This is a genomic window from Caballeronia sp. GAWG1-5s-s, from assembly GCF_023631445.1.
Taxonomy (GTDB): domain Bacteria; phylum Pseudomonadota; class Gammaproteobacteria; order Burkholderiales; family Burkholderiaceae; genus Caballeronia.
Genome location: NZ_JALQDC010000022.1, coordinates 165830 through 179973 on the forward strand (window position 1 = coordinate 165830; position 14144 = coordinate 179973).

Here is a 14144-nt window from a genome sequence, read left to right on the forward strand (position 1 = left end):
TTCATGCCGAATCGCGCGGTATCTGCTATCGTCCACGCCATGCCGAACATCATCATTATTTCCAATCTCTCCAAGACCTACGCGTCGGGATTTGCCGCGCTCAAGGACGTGAACCTGGAGATCCGGCGCGGCGAAATCTTCGCGCTGCTCGGCCCGAACGGGGCGGGCAAGACGACGCTCATCTCCACCGTCTGCGGCATCGTGCGAGCGAGCCAAGGACAGGTCACCGTTGCGGGTCACGATATCGTCACCGACTACCGCGCCGCCCGCGCGATGATCGGGCTCGTGCCGCAAGAACTCACGACCGACGCGTTCGAGACCGTGTGGGCCACCGTGTCGTTCAGCCGGGGACTGTTCGGGCGCGCGCCGAATCCGGCGCACATCGAGCGTGTCTTGAAGTCACTGTCGCTGTGGAGCAAGAAGGACAACAAGATCATGACGCTCTCGGGCGGCATGAAACGGCGCGTGTTGATTGCCAAGGCGCTCTCGCACGAGCCGGACATTCTCTTTCTCGACGAGCCGACCGCCGGCGTCGACGTCGAACTGCGCCGCGATATGTGGAATCTCGTGCGGGCGCTGAAAGAGAAGGGCGTCACCATCATTCTGACGACGCATTACATCGAGGAAGCGGAGGAGATGGCCGACCGCATCGGCGTCATCAATCGCGGCGAGATCGTGCTCGTCGAAGAGAAAGCCGAACTGATGCGCAAGCTCGGGCAGAAGAATCTCACGCTGCAACTGGAGCAACCGCTCGCCGCCGTTCCCGCGCCGCTCGCGCCGTACGGTCTCACGCTGTCGGCGAGCGGGACGGAACTCACTTATACATACGACGCGCACGACGAGCCGGGGCGCATCATCGCGCTCTTGCGCCATGTCGACGAAGCCGGCGTGCGCTTCAAGGATCTGCAAACGACGCAAAGCTCGCTGGAAGACATCTTCGTGAGCCTCGTCAGGGACGCCAAATGAATCTACACGCAGTTCGTGCAATCTACCGCTTCGAGATGGCGCGCGCCGGCCGCACGCTGATGCAAAGCATCGTGTCGCCGGTCATCTCCACATCGCTTTACTTCGTCGTGTTCGGCGCGGCCATCGGCACGCGCATTCCGGAAGTGGACGGCATCAGCTACGGCGCGTTCATCGTGCCGGGGCTCGTCATGTTGTCGCTGCTCACGCAAAGCATCGCGAATGCGTCGTTCGGCATCTACTTTCCGCGCTTCACCGGCACCATCTACGAGCTGCTGTCCGCGCCGGTGTCGTACCTCGAACTCGTCATTAGCTACGTCGGCGCGGCGGCCACGAAGTCGATCATTCTCGGCCTCATCATTCTTGCCACGGCGCGGCTTTTCGTGCCGCTGCGCATCGATCATCCAATATGGATGATTCTGTTCCTGTTGTTGACCTCGGTGACTTTCAGCCTGCTCGGTTTCATCATCGGAATATGGGCCGACGGCTTCGAGAAACTACAGATCATCCCGCTCTTGATCGTGACGCCGCTCACGTTTCTCGGCGGCAGCTTTTATTCGATCAATATCCTTCCGCCGTTCTGGAAGACGGTCGCGCTGTTCAATCCCGTCGTCTATCTCATCAGCGGATTCCGCTGGAGCTTTTATGGGCTGGCGGACGTGCAAGTCGGCACAAGCCTTGCGATGACGCTCGTGTTCCTGGCAATCTTCATCGCCATCGTCGCGTGGATCTTCAAGACCGGGTATCGACTGAAGGCGTAGCAAAGCGCGGCGCCACGCGACGGGAAAGGAGGAGGCGTTCATACGATGAAAATCATCAGACGCACGAAACGAAATTTCCTCGGCGCGATGGCCGCGACGCTGGCGGGCGGCATTGCGCCGTGGCGGCAGGGGATGGCCGCCACGCGGGCCAGCGGAATTCCGGAATTCGAGGTCGAGCACAGCCGCACGCACTGGCGCCGGCGCTTGTCTGCGCGGCAGTATCGCGTGTTGCGGCGCGGGGCGACCGAGCCGCCGTTTTCGAGTCCGCTTCTCGAAGAAAGCCGCAGCGGAACGTTCGCGTGCGCGGGCTGCGGATTACCGCTCTTTTCGTCGGAGACGAAGTTCGAAAGCGGAACCGGCTGGCCGAGCTTCTGGGTGCCGCTGGACGGCGCGGTGGGAACGCATGCGAGCACCGCGTCCATACCGCTGCCGAACGAAGTGCATTGCCGGCGTTGCGGCGGTCATCTGGGCCATGTGTTCGACGACGGCCCGAATCCGACAGGCCTGCGCTATTGCATCAACGGCGCGGCGCTCGTCTTTCAAGCGACGTGAGATGCTGTCGGCGGCAATCGCGAGGCGTGTCTTGTTGTGCCTATGCGTTGCTTCGCCAAGCCGGGGCAAAAAGTTCGCACTCCCTGACAATCGACAAGAGCCGCCGCGCGCCGGTCGGCATATTAAGAAATATCTAGTGGCCGATGATCCGGCACTTCTTTAAGTTGTCGCTACTTCGTTGGCAAGGATCCCGCTCGCCGACGGAGGGCGTCCGTTCATTCCCGTGTCCGGACGTCGCGCTTTCCCTGAGCGCCGGACGCGCGACATCGACGCGCGTCCACTTTCTCCCATCTACGCGGTCGCGGCCACCAGTCGCACGCGCGTGATCTCGGACGGCGCGCCGAGCCGTTTCGGCGGCCCCCAGTATCCGGTCCCGCGACTGGTATAGACCCAGAGCCCGTTGAACTTCACGAGTCCCGCGACGAACGGTTGCTGAAGGCGCACGAAGAAGTTCCACGGCAGGAACTGGCCGCCGTGCGTGTGTCCCGAAAGCTGCAACGTGAAGCCCGCTTCCGCCGCCGCCGGCGCGCTGCGCGGCTGGTGCGCGAGCAAGACGCGCACGAGCGCATCGGCCGGCGCGCCGTCGAGTGCCTTCGCCGGATCGCTGCGGTGCGCCGGGTCGAAGCTGCCCGCGCTGTAATCGGTGACGCCCGCGATCACGGCCTGCGCGCCGTCGTGATCCACCACCACATGCTGATTCAGCAGCACCTTCAGCCCGAGCCGACGAAACTCCGCGATCCACTTGTCCGCGCCCGAGTAATACTCGTGGTTGCCCGTCACGAGAAATGCGCCATGCCGCGCGCTCAAGCCGGCGAGCGGGCGCGTGTGGTCCGCAAGATGCGGCACCGCGCCGTCGACGACGTCGCCCGTCACCGCGATCAGGTCCGGCGCGAGGCCGTTCACCGCAGCGACGATGCGCTCCACGTAAGGCCGCTTGATCGTCGGGCCGACGTGAATGTCGCTGATCTGCACGATGGTGAAGCCGTCGAGCGCGGCGGGGAGATTGGCGATCGGCACGTCGACGGTCACGATCGGCGCGCGCTTACGGGCGTTGTAGAAGCCGATCGCGGACAGCAGGATGGCGAGTATCGGCACGGCGAGCGCGCTCTCGGCGACGAGCGCGGGCGAACCGATGGGCGCGCCGCGCAACCAGTCGGCGAGATGCACGCACAAGAGCAGGACATCGCGTGCGAAGGTCAACAACAGCAGCGACGAGAAGAAGCCCATCGCGGTGAGGCCGCACCACGCGAGACGGTCCGAAAGCGGCTGGGCCTCGATGTTGCGCGCCATCATCCCGAGCGGAATCAGAATCAGCGACGCGACGAGCCACGCAGCCGCGAGCACCTTGAGCGGCATGCCGACGGGCGCGGCCGGAATGAGCCGCCAGCCGACATAGACGTGAAACAGAACACCGACACCGATGAACCGGATGAAGAATGCGGAACGTCGCATAGCGCCCCTGTCGGGCCGGGTCGGCGCTCGTTGCGCTGCGCTCCGCCCCATGAAAGAAGGTTGGTGTGGATTCACAAGACGCGACGCAGACGGTCGCCATCAGGCAGCCGATTCTACCGGTTCGCCGGGAATCCCGCCTTGAGCGGTGGAAGTCGGTGCAGATGAGCGTCGAATCTACGATGTTGCACACTTGCTTCGGCGCGAACCAGCTTCCAGTGCCCACGGTATCGTCGCCTCGGATTTCAGAGTCACCGTGCAAAAAACGCACAGCCGCGAACGCGAAACTGGCAAGCTTCGCCCGACTGGAGGAAGATGTGCGCCTTTCTGCTTTCGCGGCTGCGCGGCTTCAGAGCTTTGCGGCGCGCCGCCAGACTCATCTTTAGCAAGGGCTTCTTCCATGACGACCGCTTCGTCCGACCACCGCTACACCGAAATCGCCGATCTCGCCGACGACGCGCTCTCGCTGCGCGAGATTCGCCACGACATCCACCGGCATCCGGAGTTGTCGTACGAAGAGACGCGCACCGCCGCGCTCGTCGCCGCGAAGCTCGAAGAATGGGGCTGGCAGGTGACGCGCGGCGTCGGCGGCACGGGCGTCGTCGGCACGCTGAAGGCGGGCGACGGGACCAAGAGCATCGGCTTGCGCGCGGACATGGACGCGCTGCCGATCCTCGAACAGTCCGGCAAACCGTACGCGAGCGAAACGCCCGGCAAGATGCACGCGTGCGGTCACGACGGCCACACCACCATGCTGCTCGGCGCGGCCCGCCATCTGGCGCGCACGCGGCGCTTCAACGGCACGGTGCACCTGTATTTTCAGCCGGCGGAAGAGCATGGCGTGCCGAGCGGCGCGCAAAAGATGATCGAGGAGGGTCTCTTCGACCGCTTCCATTGCGATGCCGTGTTCGGCGTGCACAACCATCCGGGCGCGCAGCCGGGCACGTTCCTCTTCCGCAAGGGGCCGTTCATGGCGGCGGGCGATCAGGTGTCGATCGTGATCAAAGGCGTCGGCGGTCATGCGGCGCGGCCGCATCTGTCGGTCGATCCGGTGGTCGTCGCGGCGAGCATCGTCATGGCGCTTCAGACGATCGTCGCGCGCAACGTCGACCCGGCGCAGCCCGCCGTCGTGACGGTCGGCTCCATGCACGCGGGGACGGTCAATAACGTCATTCCGAACCGCGCGACGCTCGAACTGTCGGTGCGCTCGTTCAGCCCGGAAGTGCGCGCGCTGCTCAAGCGCCGCATTCAGGAACTGGTCGAGTCGCAGGCGGCGAGTTACGGCGCGAAGGCGACGGTGAAGTATCTCGAAGGCTACCCGGTCGTCGTCAATTCGGACGCACAGACCGAGTTCGCGACGCAAGTGGCGCGCGAACTGGTCGGCGAGGAAAACGTCGTCGCGCATGCGGATCTGCTGATGGGCAGCGAGGACTTCGCATTCATGTTGCAGGAGCGGCCGGGCACGTTCCTGCGCATCGGCAACGGTGCGGGCGAGGACGGCTGCATGGTCCACAACCCGCATTACGACTTCAACGACAAGAATCTGCCGGTCGGCGCGGCGTACTGGGCGCGGCTCGTGGAGCGGTTTCTGGAAGCGTGAGCCGCCCGGCTGCCTGAAAACTACGCCGGCAGCTTGAAACTGCCGATCGCCTCGCGCAGCACATCCACCTGATCCTTCAGCGAATGCGCGGCGGCGGCGGCTTGCTCGACGAGCGCGGCGTTTTGCTGCGTCACCTGATCCATCTCGACGACCGCGCGATTCACCTGTTCGATGCCCGCGCTCTGCTCGCGCGAGGCCTCGCTGATTTCGTCGAGAATCTCGTTCACGCGGCGCACCGACTGCACGATCTCGCCCATCGTCGCGCCCGCGTTCGAGACGAGCGACGCGCCCTGCTGCACCGTCTGCGTCGACGTCTCGATCAGCGCCTTGATTTCCTTGGCCGCCGTCGCCGAGCGTTGCGCGAGGCTGCGCACTTCCGCCGCCACGACGGCAAAGCCGCGGCCCTGTTCGCCCGCGCGCGCCGCTTCCACCGCCGCATTCAGCGCCAGAATGTTCGTTTGGAACGCGATGCCGTCGATCACGCCGATGATGTCGCCGATCTGCTGCGAACTCGCGGTGATGCGCGTCATCGTGTCGATGACTTCGCTGACCACGCCGCTGCCGCGCGTCGCCACGTCGGCCGCCTGTTCCGCGAGCCGCGCCGCTTGCGCCGCGCTTTGCGCGTTGTTCTTCACGTTGGCGGTCATTTCGTCCATGCTCGACGCTGTCTGCACGAGCGCGGCCGCCTGTTCTTCGGTGCGTTGCGAGAGGTCGGTGTTGCCCGCCGCGATTTCGGACGCGCCCACATTGATGTTCTCGGTTCCGTTGCGCACGCGCGAAACGGTTTCGACGAGTCCGCGCTGCATGGTCGAAAGGGCGTGGAGCAGGCTCGTCGTGTCGTCCGGATGCACGGTCACGGCGGTCGTCAGGTCGCCCTCCGCCATGCGGTGCGCGGCGCCCACTGCCAATTCCAGTTCGCCGCCGAGATTGCGCTTGATGCTGCGCACGACGACGAGCATCGCCACCGTCGCCGCCGCGCCGAGAAGCACCGTGACGAGCAGCCAGCGCAGCGCGCTCGCGTAGAACGCGCTTTGCACGTCGTCCATGTACATGCCGGTCACGATGTACCAGTCCCACGGCGCAAACCGTTGCGAATACGAGAGCTTGGCGACCGGCTTGTCGTTGCCCGGCTTCGACCAGAGATAGTGGACGAAGCCGCCGCCCGGCTGGTCGCCTGCCTTGACGATATCGACGAAAAGCCGCGTGCCCGCTGGATCGGTGTAATTCGACATGTCCTGGCCGATCATCGCGGGCTTGATCGGATGCATGACCATGGTCGGGTGCGAGTCGTTGATCGACAGATAACCGTCCGTGCCGTAACGGATCGCGGCGACCACGGCCAGCGCCTGTTTCTTCGCCTCGTCGTCGGTCATGGTCTTGTTCGCAGCGAGCGCGGCGTAGTGCGACACGATCGCATGCGCCTCGCCGACGAGCGACTTCAGCTGCTCCTTGCGGTCGTCGATCATCGACGCGCGGTTCTGCCACGCGCCGATCACGCCGATGGCGATCAGCCCGATCCACAGCACGGCGATCAGCGAACCGAGCTTCTTGTTCAACGTCATTTTGTTCATAAGTGCGCCCGCGATGTCTTCGTTGGATTAACGTGTCTTCCACGAAGCGACGGCGCGCGCCGCCGCTCGTCTGCTTTACGGCAGGCGATGCGGCGGTTGAAGGGCGGGGATACCCGTAAAGCGAGGCTCGCGCGGCGGCTCAGAAGCGCCGGATCGGGTCCTTGTCGGGCGGCGCGTCCGGATGCTGCGGCTCTTCCGGGCGATGCCCCGGCGAAGGCGGCGTGAGCGGATCGGCTTCCGGATCACGGTTCGGGTCCGCAATCGGGTCCGGAACGGGACTGGTCTGCAGGTCGAATTTCATGATGGTCCCCGAAAGAAGGTCACGAGGCATCGTACACGGCTGGCATGTGCAGCGTGAAGGGACGGCCCGGATGCGCGTGCTCGACGTCGGACAGTTCGGCGCGCGCGCGTCGCGTGATCGTGTCGCTGCCGACGGCGCGCGGCTGCTCGGCGAGCACGATATGCGGCGTGCCCAGCGCGCGCGCGACCGCGACGGGCGAGGGCGCGGCGGCGTCGTCGGAGAGGAGAAGCTGCGCATCGGCGATCAGCCGCGGCAGCGTGCGCGGCCCGACCGCGCCCGCCAGAAAGAGCGCCGCCGTCTGCATCGCGCCGAGCACGCCGGCGGTGCGCTCGGGATCGGGCGCGTCGCCGACGATCGCGATCTGCCAGCCATCGGCGGCGAGCTGATCGGCGACATCGGCGTATTGCTCGGCGCTCCACGCGGGCGTGGACAGGTGGCTGCCCGGATGAATCAGCACCAGCCGCTCGCGCTCGATGCCGTGAAACGCGACGAGTTCGTCGTATTCCGCGTCCGACATGTCGCCCGACGGCGCGCGCGGCCCGGCACTCGGCGCGTCGGGTACGAGCGCGAGATCCGGTGAAAGCACGTCGGTCAACTGGGACAAGGGAAAAAGGGGATCGGCTCGCATTCTGACTCCTGCAAAGGGCGTGGCCGCGTAAGCGGACTGCGGGAGTAGTTCCAGCACGTCGCATGCCCAGCTGACCGTGCGGTGAGGCGCAAAGCCCAAGTAAAACCGCCGCTTCGCGTCGAGCGAGAGCGGCGGTTTTCGTTGCCGGAGGATGCCAGAAGGCTCAGGTCTCGGTAGGACCGTCCTCGGCGGGCAAGGTTTGCGGCGTGAAGGCGTCGGCGCGGCGGCGGATGCCGTCGATTTCGCCGGTCACGAAGGTGCGGTTGTCGGCGGCGAGCGCCTGCTGATACGACGCGCCTTCCGGCACGCGATGCAGGAGCGCGCGCAATTCGCCCTGCGTCGTCTGCTCGACGGGCTCGTAATCGTAGAGCCCGAGCATGAGTTCGGCGCGCTCGTGCAGCAGGAACAGGCACGACGCGAACGCCGCGACGCCCAGCACTTCCTGCACGCCGAAGCGGATTTCGCGCGGCAGCGGCGAGAACGGCAGCCACGCGACGAGCGCCGCGCCGACGACCGCGAGCGCGATGGTCGCATTCAGCAGCCAGCCGGCGCGGGCGACGATGCGCTCTCGTTCGGTGTGCAACTGTCTCGCCGACTTCGGCACGAGCGCGGTCACGGAAAGTTGCTGCTGCAAGGCGTCGAGCGGGAGAGCGGCCATGAAAGTGTCTTGAAGAAAGCGCCCAGGCGGCGCGACACCGGTATAACGCATTGCTTACACGGCCGTTGACGATGCTTTCGTCTTGTTGCGCTCTGTTTCCGGTTGTTGCAATTGACGTCAGCGCGTCGGGTCCGTGGGGTCCTTTATCGGCGTGCGCACGGTGGCCGTGCCGTCGGCGATTTGCTGCGCGAACACGAGCGCTTCGACAATGGTTCCGAACACTTCCGCGCGGATTTTGTCGTCGGTCAGGCGCAGCAGATACGACGGATGATAGGTCGGCACGACAATGCGCCCCTTGTGCTCGATCGTTTTGCCGAGATACTCGGAAAGCGCCGTGCGATGCCCGGTCAGCGCCTTGAGCGCCGTGGCCCCGAGCGCGACGACCACCTTCGGCCCGATGCGCGTCAGTTCTTCGTCGAGCCAGTGGCGGCAGGCTTCGCGCTCGCGCTGCGACGGCGTGACGTGCAGCCGCTCGTTGTCCTTTCCGTGCGCGTCCCACTTGAAATGCTTCACCGCGTTGGTCAGATAGAGCGACTCGCGTTCGAGCTGCGCCTCGCGGATGGCCTCGTCGAGCAGTTTCCCCGCCGGACCGACGAACGGCTTGCCCTCGCGGTCTTCGTGATCGCCCGGCTGCTCGCCGACCAGCATGACGCGCGCGCCCGCCGGACCCGCGCCCGGCACGGCCTGCGTCGCGTTGCGCCAGAGCGAGCAGCGTTTGCACGCGTCAAGCGAGGGCGGCTCCTTCAGCGACGTGCCGTTGAGCGGCTCCAGATCCGTATTCAGCGCGACTTCCATGTCCGCCGGCACGTTGCACGGATGGCGGTCGCGCCGCGTGTAAGGATCGGCGCGGGCGATCAGCGCGGGATCGGCGCGCTTGTTGTCCGAGTTCTTCCAGTAGCGCACCGGCATGTGCGACGCCATTTCGGCGGCATTTTCCTGCGCCGGCGTGAAGGTGCTCTCGTAATACGCGAGCCACAATGCCTCGATGGCGTCGCCGCTCACGGCCTCGCCGCTCATGGCGTCCGGGCCCACGCCGAAGTCCATGGGCTTTTCCTCCGGCTCGCTCGTGCGGTCCACGCGCAGCAGGGCGCCGTCCCAGAACGCAGCGCCGTGCGGCGTGGCGATCATCCACGTGGCGCTTCCCATGCGCGTGGCGAAATACATGGCGGCGTGCTCCAGCAGGTCGTGCACCGGCTCGCACCAGCTGATGAACTCCGGCGGCCCGAGCGACGAATCCCGGTGCCTGAAGCGCAGCGTCTTGCGCATTCTGGTTTCTTCCGCCTCCACGATTTCGATCATTCGAAGGAGCCGCTGCCCGTCTTCGTCTTCCGGCGATGCCACCGCGCGATCGCCCTGCGTCCAGCGCCACAGCACTTTGTACAGAAACGGCCAGCGGTCCGGCGCGCGGTAACACGCCGCCGTTTCCAGCATGGCGAGAAATTCCCGGGCGATTTTCACGGGCTTCGGCGCATTCGGGTTCGCCGGGCCGCACGGCGAACCGACGGTGCCGAACACGGTGGCCGATGCGCTCGATTCCCGCCACAGCACGTCTTCCGGCGGCACGCCCTCCATGACGAGCGAGCGCGCGACGGTGCGCCATGCAGCGAACGAGGGATCAAGAGTGACGCTTTTCATCGGAAACCGGAACCAGAAAAAGCCGAAAAGTACTGTATATCCATACAGTAATTCTAGCGATGGCTCCGGCCGGTAGGCAACCTTTTTAAGATGGTCGTGCCCTTTTGACGCTGCGGGCCGCGTGGAGTCAGCCTTGCGGCAAATCGCCCGGCTGATCGACGTCGCGCAACACGTTCGGGTCGTCGACTTCCACTAGAAGCGGCGCCGCTGTCGCGAAAATGGCGCGCGCTCCGGCGTCGCCGTCGAGCGCGGCGAGCGTCGCGCGGTGCGTCAGCCCGAAGCCGACCGGATGCCCGCGCTGCCCGCGATACGTCGGCGCGACGAGCGCCGCGCCCGCATCCAGCGGCCGCGCGACGGCTTCGATCGTCGCGGGCTCGATCCACGGCATGTCGCCGAGCGCGACGATCCATCCTTCGGCTTCGGACGTCGCGCGCACGGCGGCGGCGAGCGTCGCGCCCATGCCGCGCGCGGCGTCCGCGCTGAAGATCACGTCGCAGCCGGCTTCGTTCAGCACGTCCGCGAGCTTCTCGGCGCCCGGCCGAACGACCGCGATCACGTCGGACGCAACGGAAAGCAGCCGCCGCGCGGACTGGAACACGACCGGCGTGCCGCCGGGCAGCGTCGCGAGCAGCTTGTTGTGCAGGCCAGAGGGATCGAAGCGGGTGCCGAGGCCCGCCGCCAGCAGGATGCCGGTCGCAGTGGACGAGTAGGTCATCGCGCGGCTCGAAGGACGAGGAAAGCCGATTGTGCAGTGCGACGAGAGGCGGGGCAAGCGCGAAGAAATGCCGCGCCTGAACCCCGCCGTGATGCGCCGTCAGGCGGTGCGCGGCATCACTTTGTCGAGCGTGATCGGCAGATCCCGCACGCGCACGCCCGTCGCGTGATACACCGCATTGCCGATCGCCCCGGCCACGCCCGTGATGCCGATCTCGCCGATTCCCCGCACGCCCAGCGGATTGATGAACGGGTCCGGCTTGCCGACGAACGCGATGTCGATCTGCCCGATATCCGCGTTCACCGGCACGTGGTACTCCGCGAGATTGGCGTTGGTGTAGCGGCCATAGCGCGGGTCGAGGTCACTCTTTTCCATCAGCGCCGAGCCGACGCCCCACACGATGCCGCCCATCAACTGGCTATGCGCGGTCTTTTCGTTGAGCAGATTGCCGACGTCGTACACGCCGACGATGCGCGGCACGCGAATCGTGCCCAGTTCCGCATCGACGTGCACTTCCGCGAACACCGCGCCGAACGAGTGGAACGCGTACTCCTTCTTCTCGTCGCCGGGCTTCGTCGTCGCGATGGCTTCGATCGGCTTGCCGCCGTTGCGCGCGATCACGGCCGCCGCCGGATCGCGCTTGTCCGGGTTCGAGCGGCTCACCACCCAGCCGTTGTTCACGGTCACGTCGTCGCGCGACAGTCCGGCGACGGGCGAGCCGCGGTCGGCGATCGCCATCGCGATGAGCTGATCGCGCGCCTGTCTGGAGGCCGCCTGCACCGCCGGCGACACGCTCGCGACCGACTGCGAGCCGCCCGAGCCGGGCGCCTTCGGCAGCGACGAATCGCCGAGCGCGAAGTTGACGTAGGCGGGCGGAAAGCCGAGCGCGTCCGCCGCCACTTGCGTCATCACGGTGTACGTGCCGGTGCCGAGATCCTGCGTGCCGGCGGCGACCATCGCTGTGCCGTCGGGCAGAATGCGCGCGATGGCGGACGATTCGCTGCGATTGGCCGGATACGTCGCCGTCGCCACGCCCCAGCCGATGAGCGTATTGCCTTCGCGCATCGACCGCGGCGCGGCGCGGCGCTTCGACCAGCCGAACTTCTGCGCGCCTTCCTGATAGCACTCCATCAGCGCCTTGCTGGACCACGGCTTCTTTTCCTGCGGCTCCATGTTCGCGTAGTTCTTGATGCGCAGCGCGAGCGGGTCCATCGCGAGCTGGTACGCCATTTCGTCCATCGCCGTTTCCAGCGCGAACGAGCCGCTCATTTCGCCCGGCGCGCGCATGAAGGTCGGCGTGCCGACATCGAGCTTCACGAGCTTGTGCGACGTGGAAAGATTCGGCACCGCGTACGACATGCGCGTGACGATCGCCGAGCTTTCGGTCCAGTCCTCGAACGTCGATGTCGTCGATACGACGTCGTGGCGCATGCCGGTCATCGTGCCGTCCTCGCGCGCGCTGACCGCGATGCGCTGCTCGGTGAACGGCCGGTTGCCGACCATGCCGAACATCTGCGTGCGATCGAGCACGAGCTTGACCGGCCGCCCGGTCTGCTTCGCGGCCATTGCCGCCAGCACGACATGCGACCACACCGAGCCCTTGCAGCCGAAGCCGCCGCCGACGAACGGGCAGATCACGCGCACGTCGTCCTCCGGAATGCCGAAGAACTTCGCCACCGAACTGCGCGCGCCGGAGACGCCTTGCGTGGTGTCGTAGAGCGTGAGCTTCGGGCCGTCCCAGCGCGCGAGCGTCGCGTGCGGCTCCATTGGATTGTGATGCTCGATAGGCGTCGTGTAGACCGTGTTCAGCCGCGTCGGACCCTGACGCAGGCCGGCGTCCACGTCGCCGCGCTGCGTCGTGATCGCGCGGCCCATCATCTTTTGCGGCTGATACGCCGTGGGCCTCGCGCGGTCGAAATCGGCGTTCGGCGTGGCGGCGTCATAGCGAATATCGACGAAACGCGCCGCGCCTTGCGCATGTTCGAGCGTATCCGCGACGACGACGGCCACCGGCTCGTTGCTGTAGCGCACGTCGTTGGTTTGCAGGAGCGACAGGCCGCGAATCGCGGGCGGCTGCGCGTCGGGCTTGCCGCTGTGCGGCAGGCGCATCGCGTTGCGGTACGTCATCACGAAGAGCACGCCGGGCATGGACTGCGCGCGGCTCGCGTCGATCGACGCAATGCGGCCTTTCGCCACCGTGCTCGTGATGAGCACCGCGTGCGCGAGCTTGGCCTCGCTGTTGTCGCCGCAATAGCGCGCCTGACCCGTGACCTTCAGCACGCCGTCCGTGCGATCCATCGGTTGACCGATGACACTCATGCGACACCTCCTGCTTGTTTGACGGCGCGTACGATCGCCCGTTGCGCGAGCGTCACCTTGAACGCGTTGTCGCGTCGCGGTTGCGCGCCCTGTACGGCGAGCGCGGCGGCGCTTTGCAGCGTGGCGGCATCGAGCGTCTTGCCGACGAGCGCTGCTTCGGTTGCGCTCGCGCGCCACGGCTTGTGCGCCACGCCGCCGAGTGCGATGCGCGCGGTCCTGACCGTGTTGCCATCCATCTGTAACGCGGCCGCCACCGAGACGAGCGCGAACGCGTAGCTCGCCCGATCGCGGATCTTCAGATACTTCGAGTGGTCGGCGAAGAGCGGCGGCGGCAGATCGACGGCGGTGATCAGCTCGCCCGGTTTCAGCGTCGTATCAAGATCGGGCCGGTCGCCCGGCAGCCGATGAAACTCCGCGAACGGAATGACGCGCTCGCCGCTCGGGCCGGTCACGCGCACGACGGCATCGAGCGCGGCGAGCGCCACGCTCATGTCCGACGGATTCGTCGCGATGCACTGATTGCTCGCGCCGAGAATCGCGTGAATGCGTGTGTTGCCGTCCAGCGCGGCGCATCCGCTGCCCGGCGCGCGCTTGTTGCACTGGGGAAAGCCGGTGTCGTAGAAGTAGTAGCAGCGCGTGCGCTGCATCAGATTGCCGCCGACGGTCGCCATGTTGCGCAGTTGCGCCGACGCGCCCGCGAGCAGCGCCTGCGACAGCAGCGGATACCGCTCGCGCACCCACGTGTGATTGGCGGCGTCGCTGTTGCGCACGAGCGCGCCGATGCGCAAGCCGCCGTCCGGCAACGGCGTCACGCCGCCGAGGCCGTCGATATGCGTGATATCGACGAGCCGCGCCGGGCGCGCGACGCCGTTCTTCATGAGATCGAGCAGGTTCGTGCCGCCGCCGATGAACACCGTGCCCGGCTGGCCGCCCGCCTGCACCGCCGAGCCGATGTCGGCGGCGCGCTGATAGGAGATCGCGTCCATGTCGTC

At 66.3% G+C, this 14144-nt stretch carries 13 protein-coding genes; 4 read left to right on the forward strand and 9 right to left on the reverse strand.

From position 1 onward, the window contains the following. Positions 1-3: 3 nt before the first annotated feature. Genes NCR34_RS15070 through msrB form a run of 3 tightly spaced genes read left to right on the forward strand, consistent with a single transcriptional unit; the run spans position 4 to position 2276 of the window. Positions 4-966: an ABC transporter ATP-binding protein gene (locus NCR34_RS15070; protein ID WP_502800083.1), complete on the forward strand. Its 963-nt coding sequence runs from the start codon at positions 4-6 to the stop codon at positions 964-966. Beyond that, positions 963-1724 (forward strand): ABC transporter permease, encoded by a 762-nt coding sequence (locus tag NCR34_RS15075; protein WP_250500302.1) that lies wholly within the window; start codon positions 963-965, stop codon positions 1722-1724. The genes NCR34_RS15070 and NCR34_RS15075 overlap by 4 nt, the downstream gene beginning before the upstream one ends. 45 nt (positions 1725-1769) lie before the next feature. Beyond that, complete coding sequence (gene msrB, locus NCR34_RS15080; protein ID WP_250500303.1) at positions 1770-2276, forward strand: peptide-methionine (R)-S-oxide reductase MsrB; 507 nt, start codon at positions 1770-1772, stop codon at positions 2274-2276. Positions 2277-2567: 291 nt separating this feature from the next. Here the strand turns inward: msrB and NCR34_RS15085 are convergent, their stop codons facing one another. After that, positions 2568-3728, reverse strand: a complete 1161-nt coding sequence (locus tag NCR34_RS15085; RefSeq protein ID WP_250500304.1) for a metallophosphoesterase — start codon at positions 3726-3728, stop codon at positions 2568-2570. 397 nt (positions 3729-4125) lie between these two features. On the opposite strand from NCR34_RS15085, the gene NCR34_RS15090 reads away from it, so the two are divergent. Further along, on the forward strand, positions 4126-5325 hold the full coding sequence (locus tag NCR34_RS15090) for a M20 aminoacylase family protein (protein WP_250500305.1): 1200 nt from the start codon (positions 4126-4128) through the stop codon (positions 5323-5325). 20 nt (positions 5326-5345) lie between these two features. On the opposite strand, the gene NCR34_RS15095 is transcribed toward NCR34_RS15090, so the two are convergent. The 8 genes from NCR34_RS15095 to NCR34_RS15130 form a co-directional block, all read right to left on the reverse strand. Further along, complete coding sequence (locus tag NCR34_RS15095) at positions 5346-6887, reverse strand: methyl-accepting chemotaxis protein (RefSeq protein WP_250500516.1); 1542 nt, start codon at positions 6885-6887, stop codon at positions 5346-5348. A 148-nt stretch (positions 6888-7035) separates the two neighbouring features. Then, complete coding sequence (locus NCR34_RS15100) at positions 7036-7197, reverse strand: hypothetical protein (protein WP_175941075.1); 162 nt, start codon at positions 7195-7197, stop codon at positions 7036-7038. A gap of 19 nt (positions 7198-7216) precedes the next feature. Then, the gene (locus NCR34_RS15105) at positions 7217-7825 is read right to left on the reverse strand and encodes a glycosyltransferase family 9 protein (RefSeq protein WP_250500306.1); all 609 of its coding nucleotides are present in this window, start codon (positions 7823-7825) and stop codon (positions 7217-7219) included. A gap of 163 nt (positions 7826-7988) precedes the next feature. Then, positions 7989-8483, reverse strand: a complete 495-nt coding sequence (locus tag NCR34_RS15110; protein WP_250500307.1) for a hypothetical protein — start codon at positions 8481-8483, stop codon at positions 7989-7991. A 117-nt stretch (positions 8484-8600) separates the two neighbouring features. After that, a complete protein-coding gene (locus NCR34_RS15115) occupies positions 8601-10118 on the reverse strand; it encodes a UdgX family uracil-DNA binding protein (RefSeq protein ID WP_250500308.1) in 1518 nt (505 codons plus the stop codon). A 127-nt stretch (positions 10119-10245) separates the two neighbouring features. Then, on the reverse strand, positions 10246-10833 hold the full coding sequence (locus NCR34_RS15120; RefSeq protein WP_250500309.1) for a nucleotidyltransferase family protein: 588 nt from the start codon (positions 10831-10833) through the stop codon (positions 10246-10248). A gap of 99 nt (positions 10834-10932) precedes the next feature. Next, entirely contained in the window at positions 10933-13152 is a 2220-nt protein-coding gene (locus tag NCR34_RS15125; protein ID WP_250500310.1) for a xanthine dehydrogenase family protein molybdopterin-binding subunit, read from the reverse strand. Beyond that, on the reverse strand, positions 13149-14138 hold the full coding sequence (locus tag NCR34_RS15130) for an FAD binding domain-containing protein (RefSeq protein WP_250500311.1): 990 nt from the start codon (positions 14136-14138) through the stop codon (positions 13149-13151). Before NCR34_RS15130 ends, NCR34_RS15125 begins: the two co-directional genes overlap by 4 nt. Positions 14139-14144 lie beyond the last annotated feature (6 nt).

What these genes read in the sequence shown, in the direction of transcription:
- NCR34_RS15070 (WP_502800083.1), top strand. Translation starts at nt 4, where the DNA reads ATGCCGAATCGCGCGGTATCTGCTATCGTCCACGCCATGCCGAACATC.
- NCR34_RS15075 (WP_250500302.1), top strand. Translation starts at nt 963, where the DNA reads ATGAATCTACACGCAGTTCGTGCAATCTACCGCTTCGAGATGGCGCGC.
- msrB (WP_250500303.1), top strand. Translation starts at nt 1,770, where the DNA reads ATGAAAATCATCAGACGCACGAAACGAAATTTCCTCGGCGCGATGGCC.
- NCR34_RS15085 (WP_250500304.1), bottom strand. Translation starts at nt 3,728, where the DNA reads ATGCGACGTTCCGCATTCTTCATCCGGTTCATCGGTGTCGGTGTTCTG.
- NCR34_RS15090 (WP_250500305.1), top strand. Translation starts at nt 4,126, where the DNA reads ATGACGACCGCTTCGTCCGACCACCGCTACACCGAAATCGCCGATCTC.
- NCR34_RS15095 (WP_250500516.1), bottom strand. Translation starts at nt 6,887, where the DNA reads ATGACGTTGAACAAGAAGCTCGGTTCGCTGATCGCCGTGCTGTGGATC.
- NCR34_RS15100 (WP_175941075.1), bottom strand. Translation starts at nt 7,197, where the DNA reads ATGAAATTCGACCTGCAGACCAGTCCCGTTCCGGACCCGATTGCGGAC.
- NCR34_RS15105 (WP_250500306.1), bottom strand. Translation starts at nt 7,825, where the DNA reads ATGCGAGCCGATCCCCTTTTTCCCTTGTCCCAGTTGACCGACGTGCTT.
- NCR34_RS15110 (WP_250500307.1), bottom strand. Translation starts at nt 8,483, where the DNA reads ATGGCCGCTCTCCCGCTCGACGCCTTGCAGCAGCAACTTTCCGTGACC.
- NCR34_RS15115 (WP_250500308.1), bottom strand. Translation starts at nt 10,118, where the DNA reads ATGAAAAGCGTCACTCTTGATCCCTCGTTCGCTGCATGGCGCACCGTC.
- NCR34_RS15120 (WP_250500309.1), bottom strand. Translation starts at nt 10,833, where the DNA reads ATGACCTACTCGTCCACTGCGACCGGCATCCTGCTGGCGGCGGGCCTC.
- NCR34_RS15125 (WP_250500310.1), bottom strand. Translation starts at nt 13,152, where the DNA reads ATGAGTGTCATCGGTCAACCGATGGATCGCACGGACGGCGTGCTGAAG.
- NCR34_RS15130 (WP_250500311.1), bottom strand. Translation starts at nt 14,138, where the DNA reads ATGGACGCGATCTCCTATCAGCGCGCCGCCGACATCGGCTCGGCGGTG.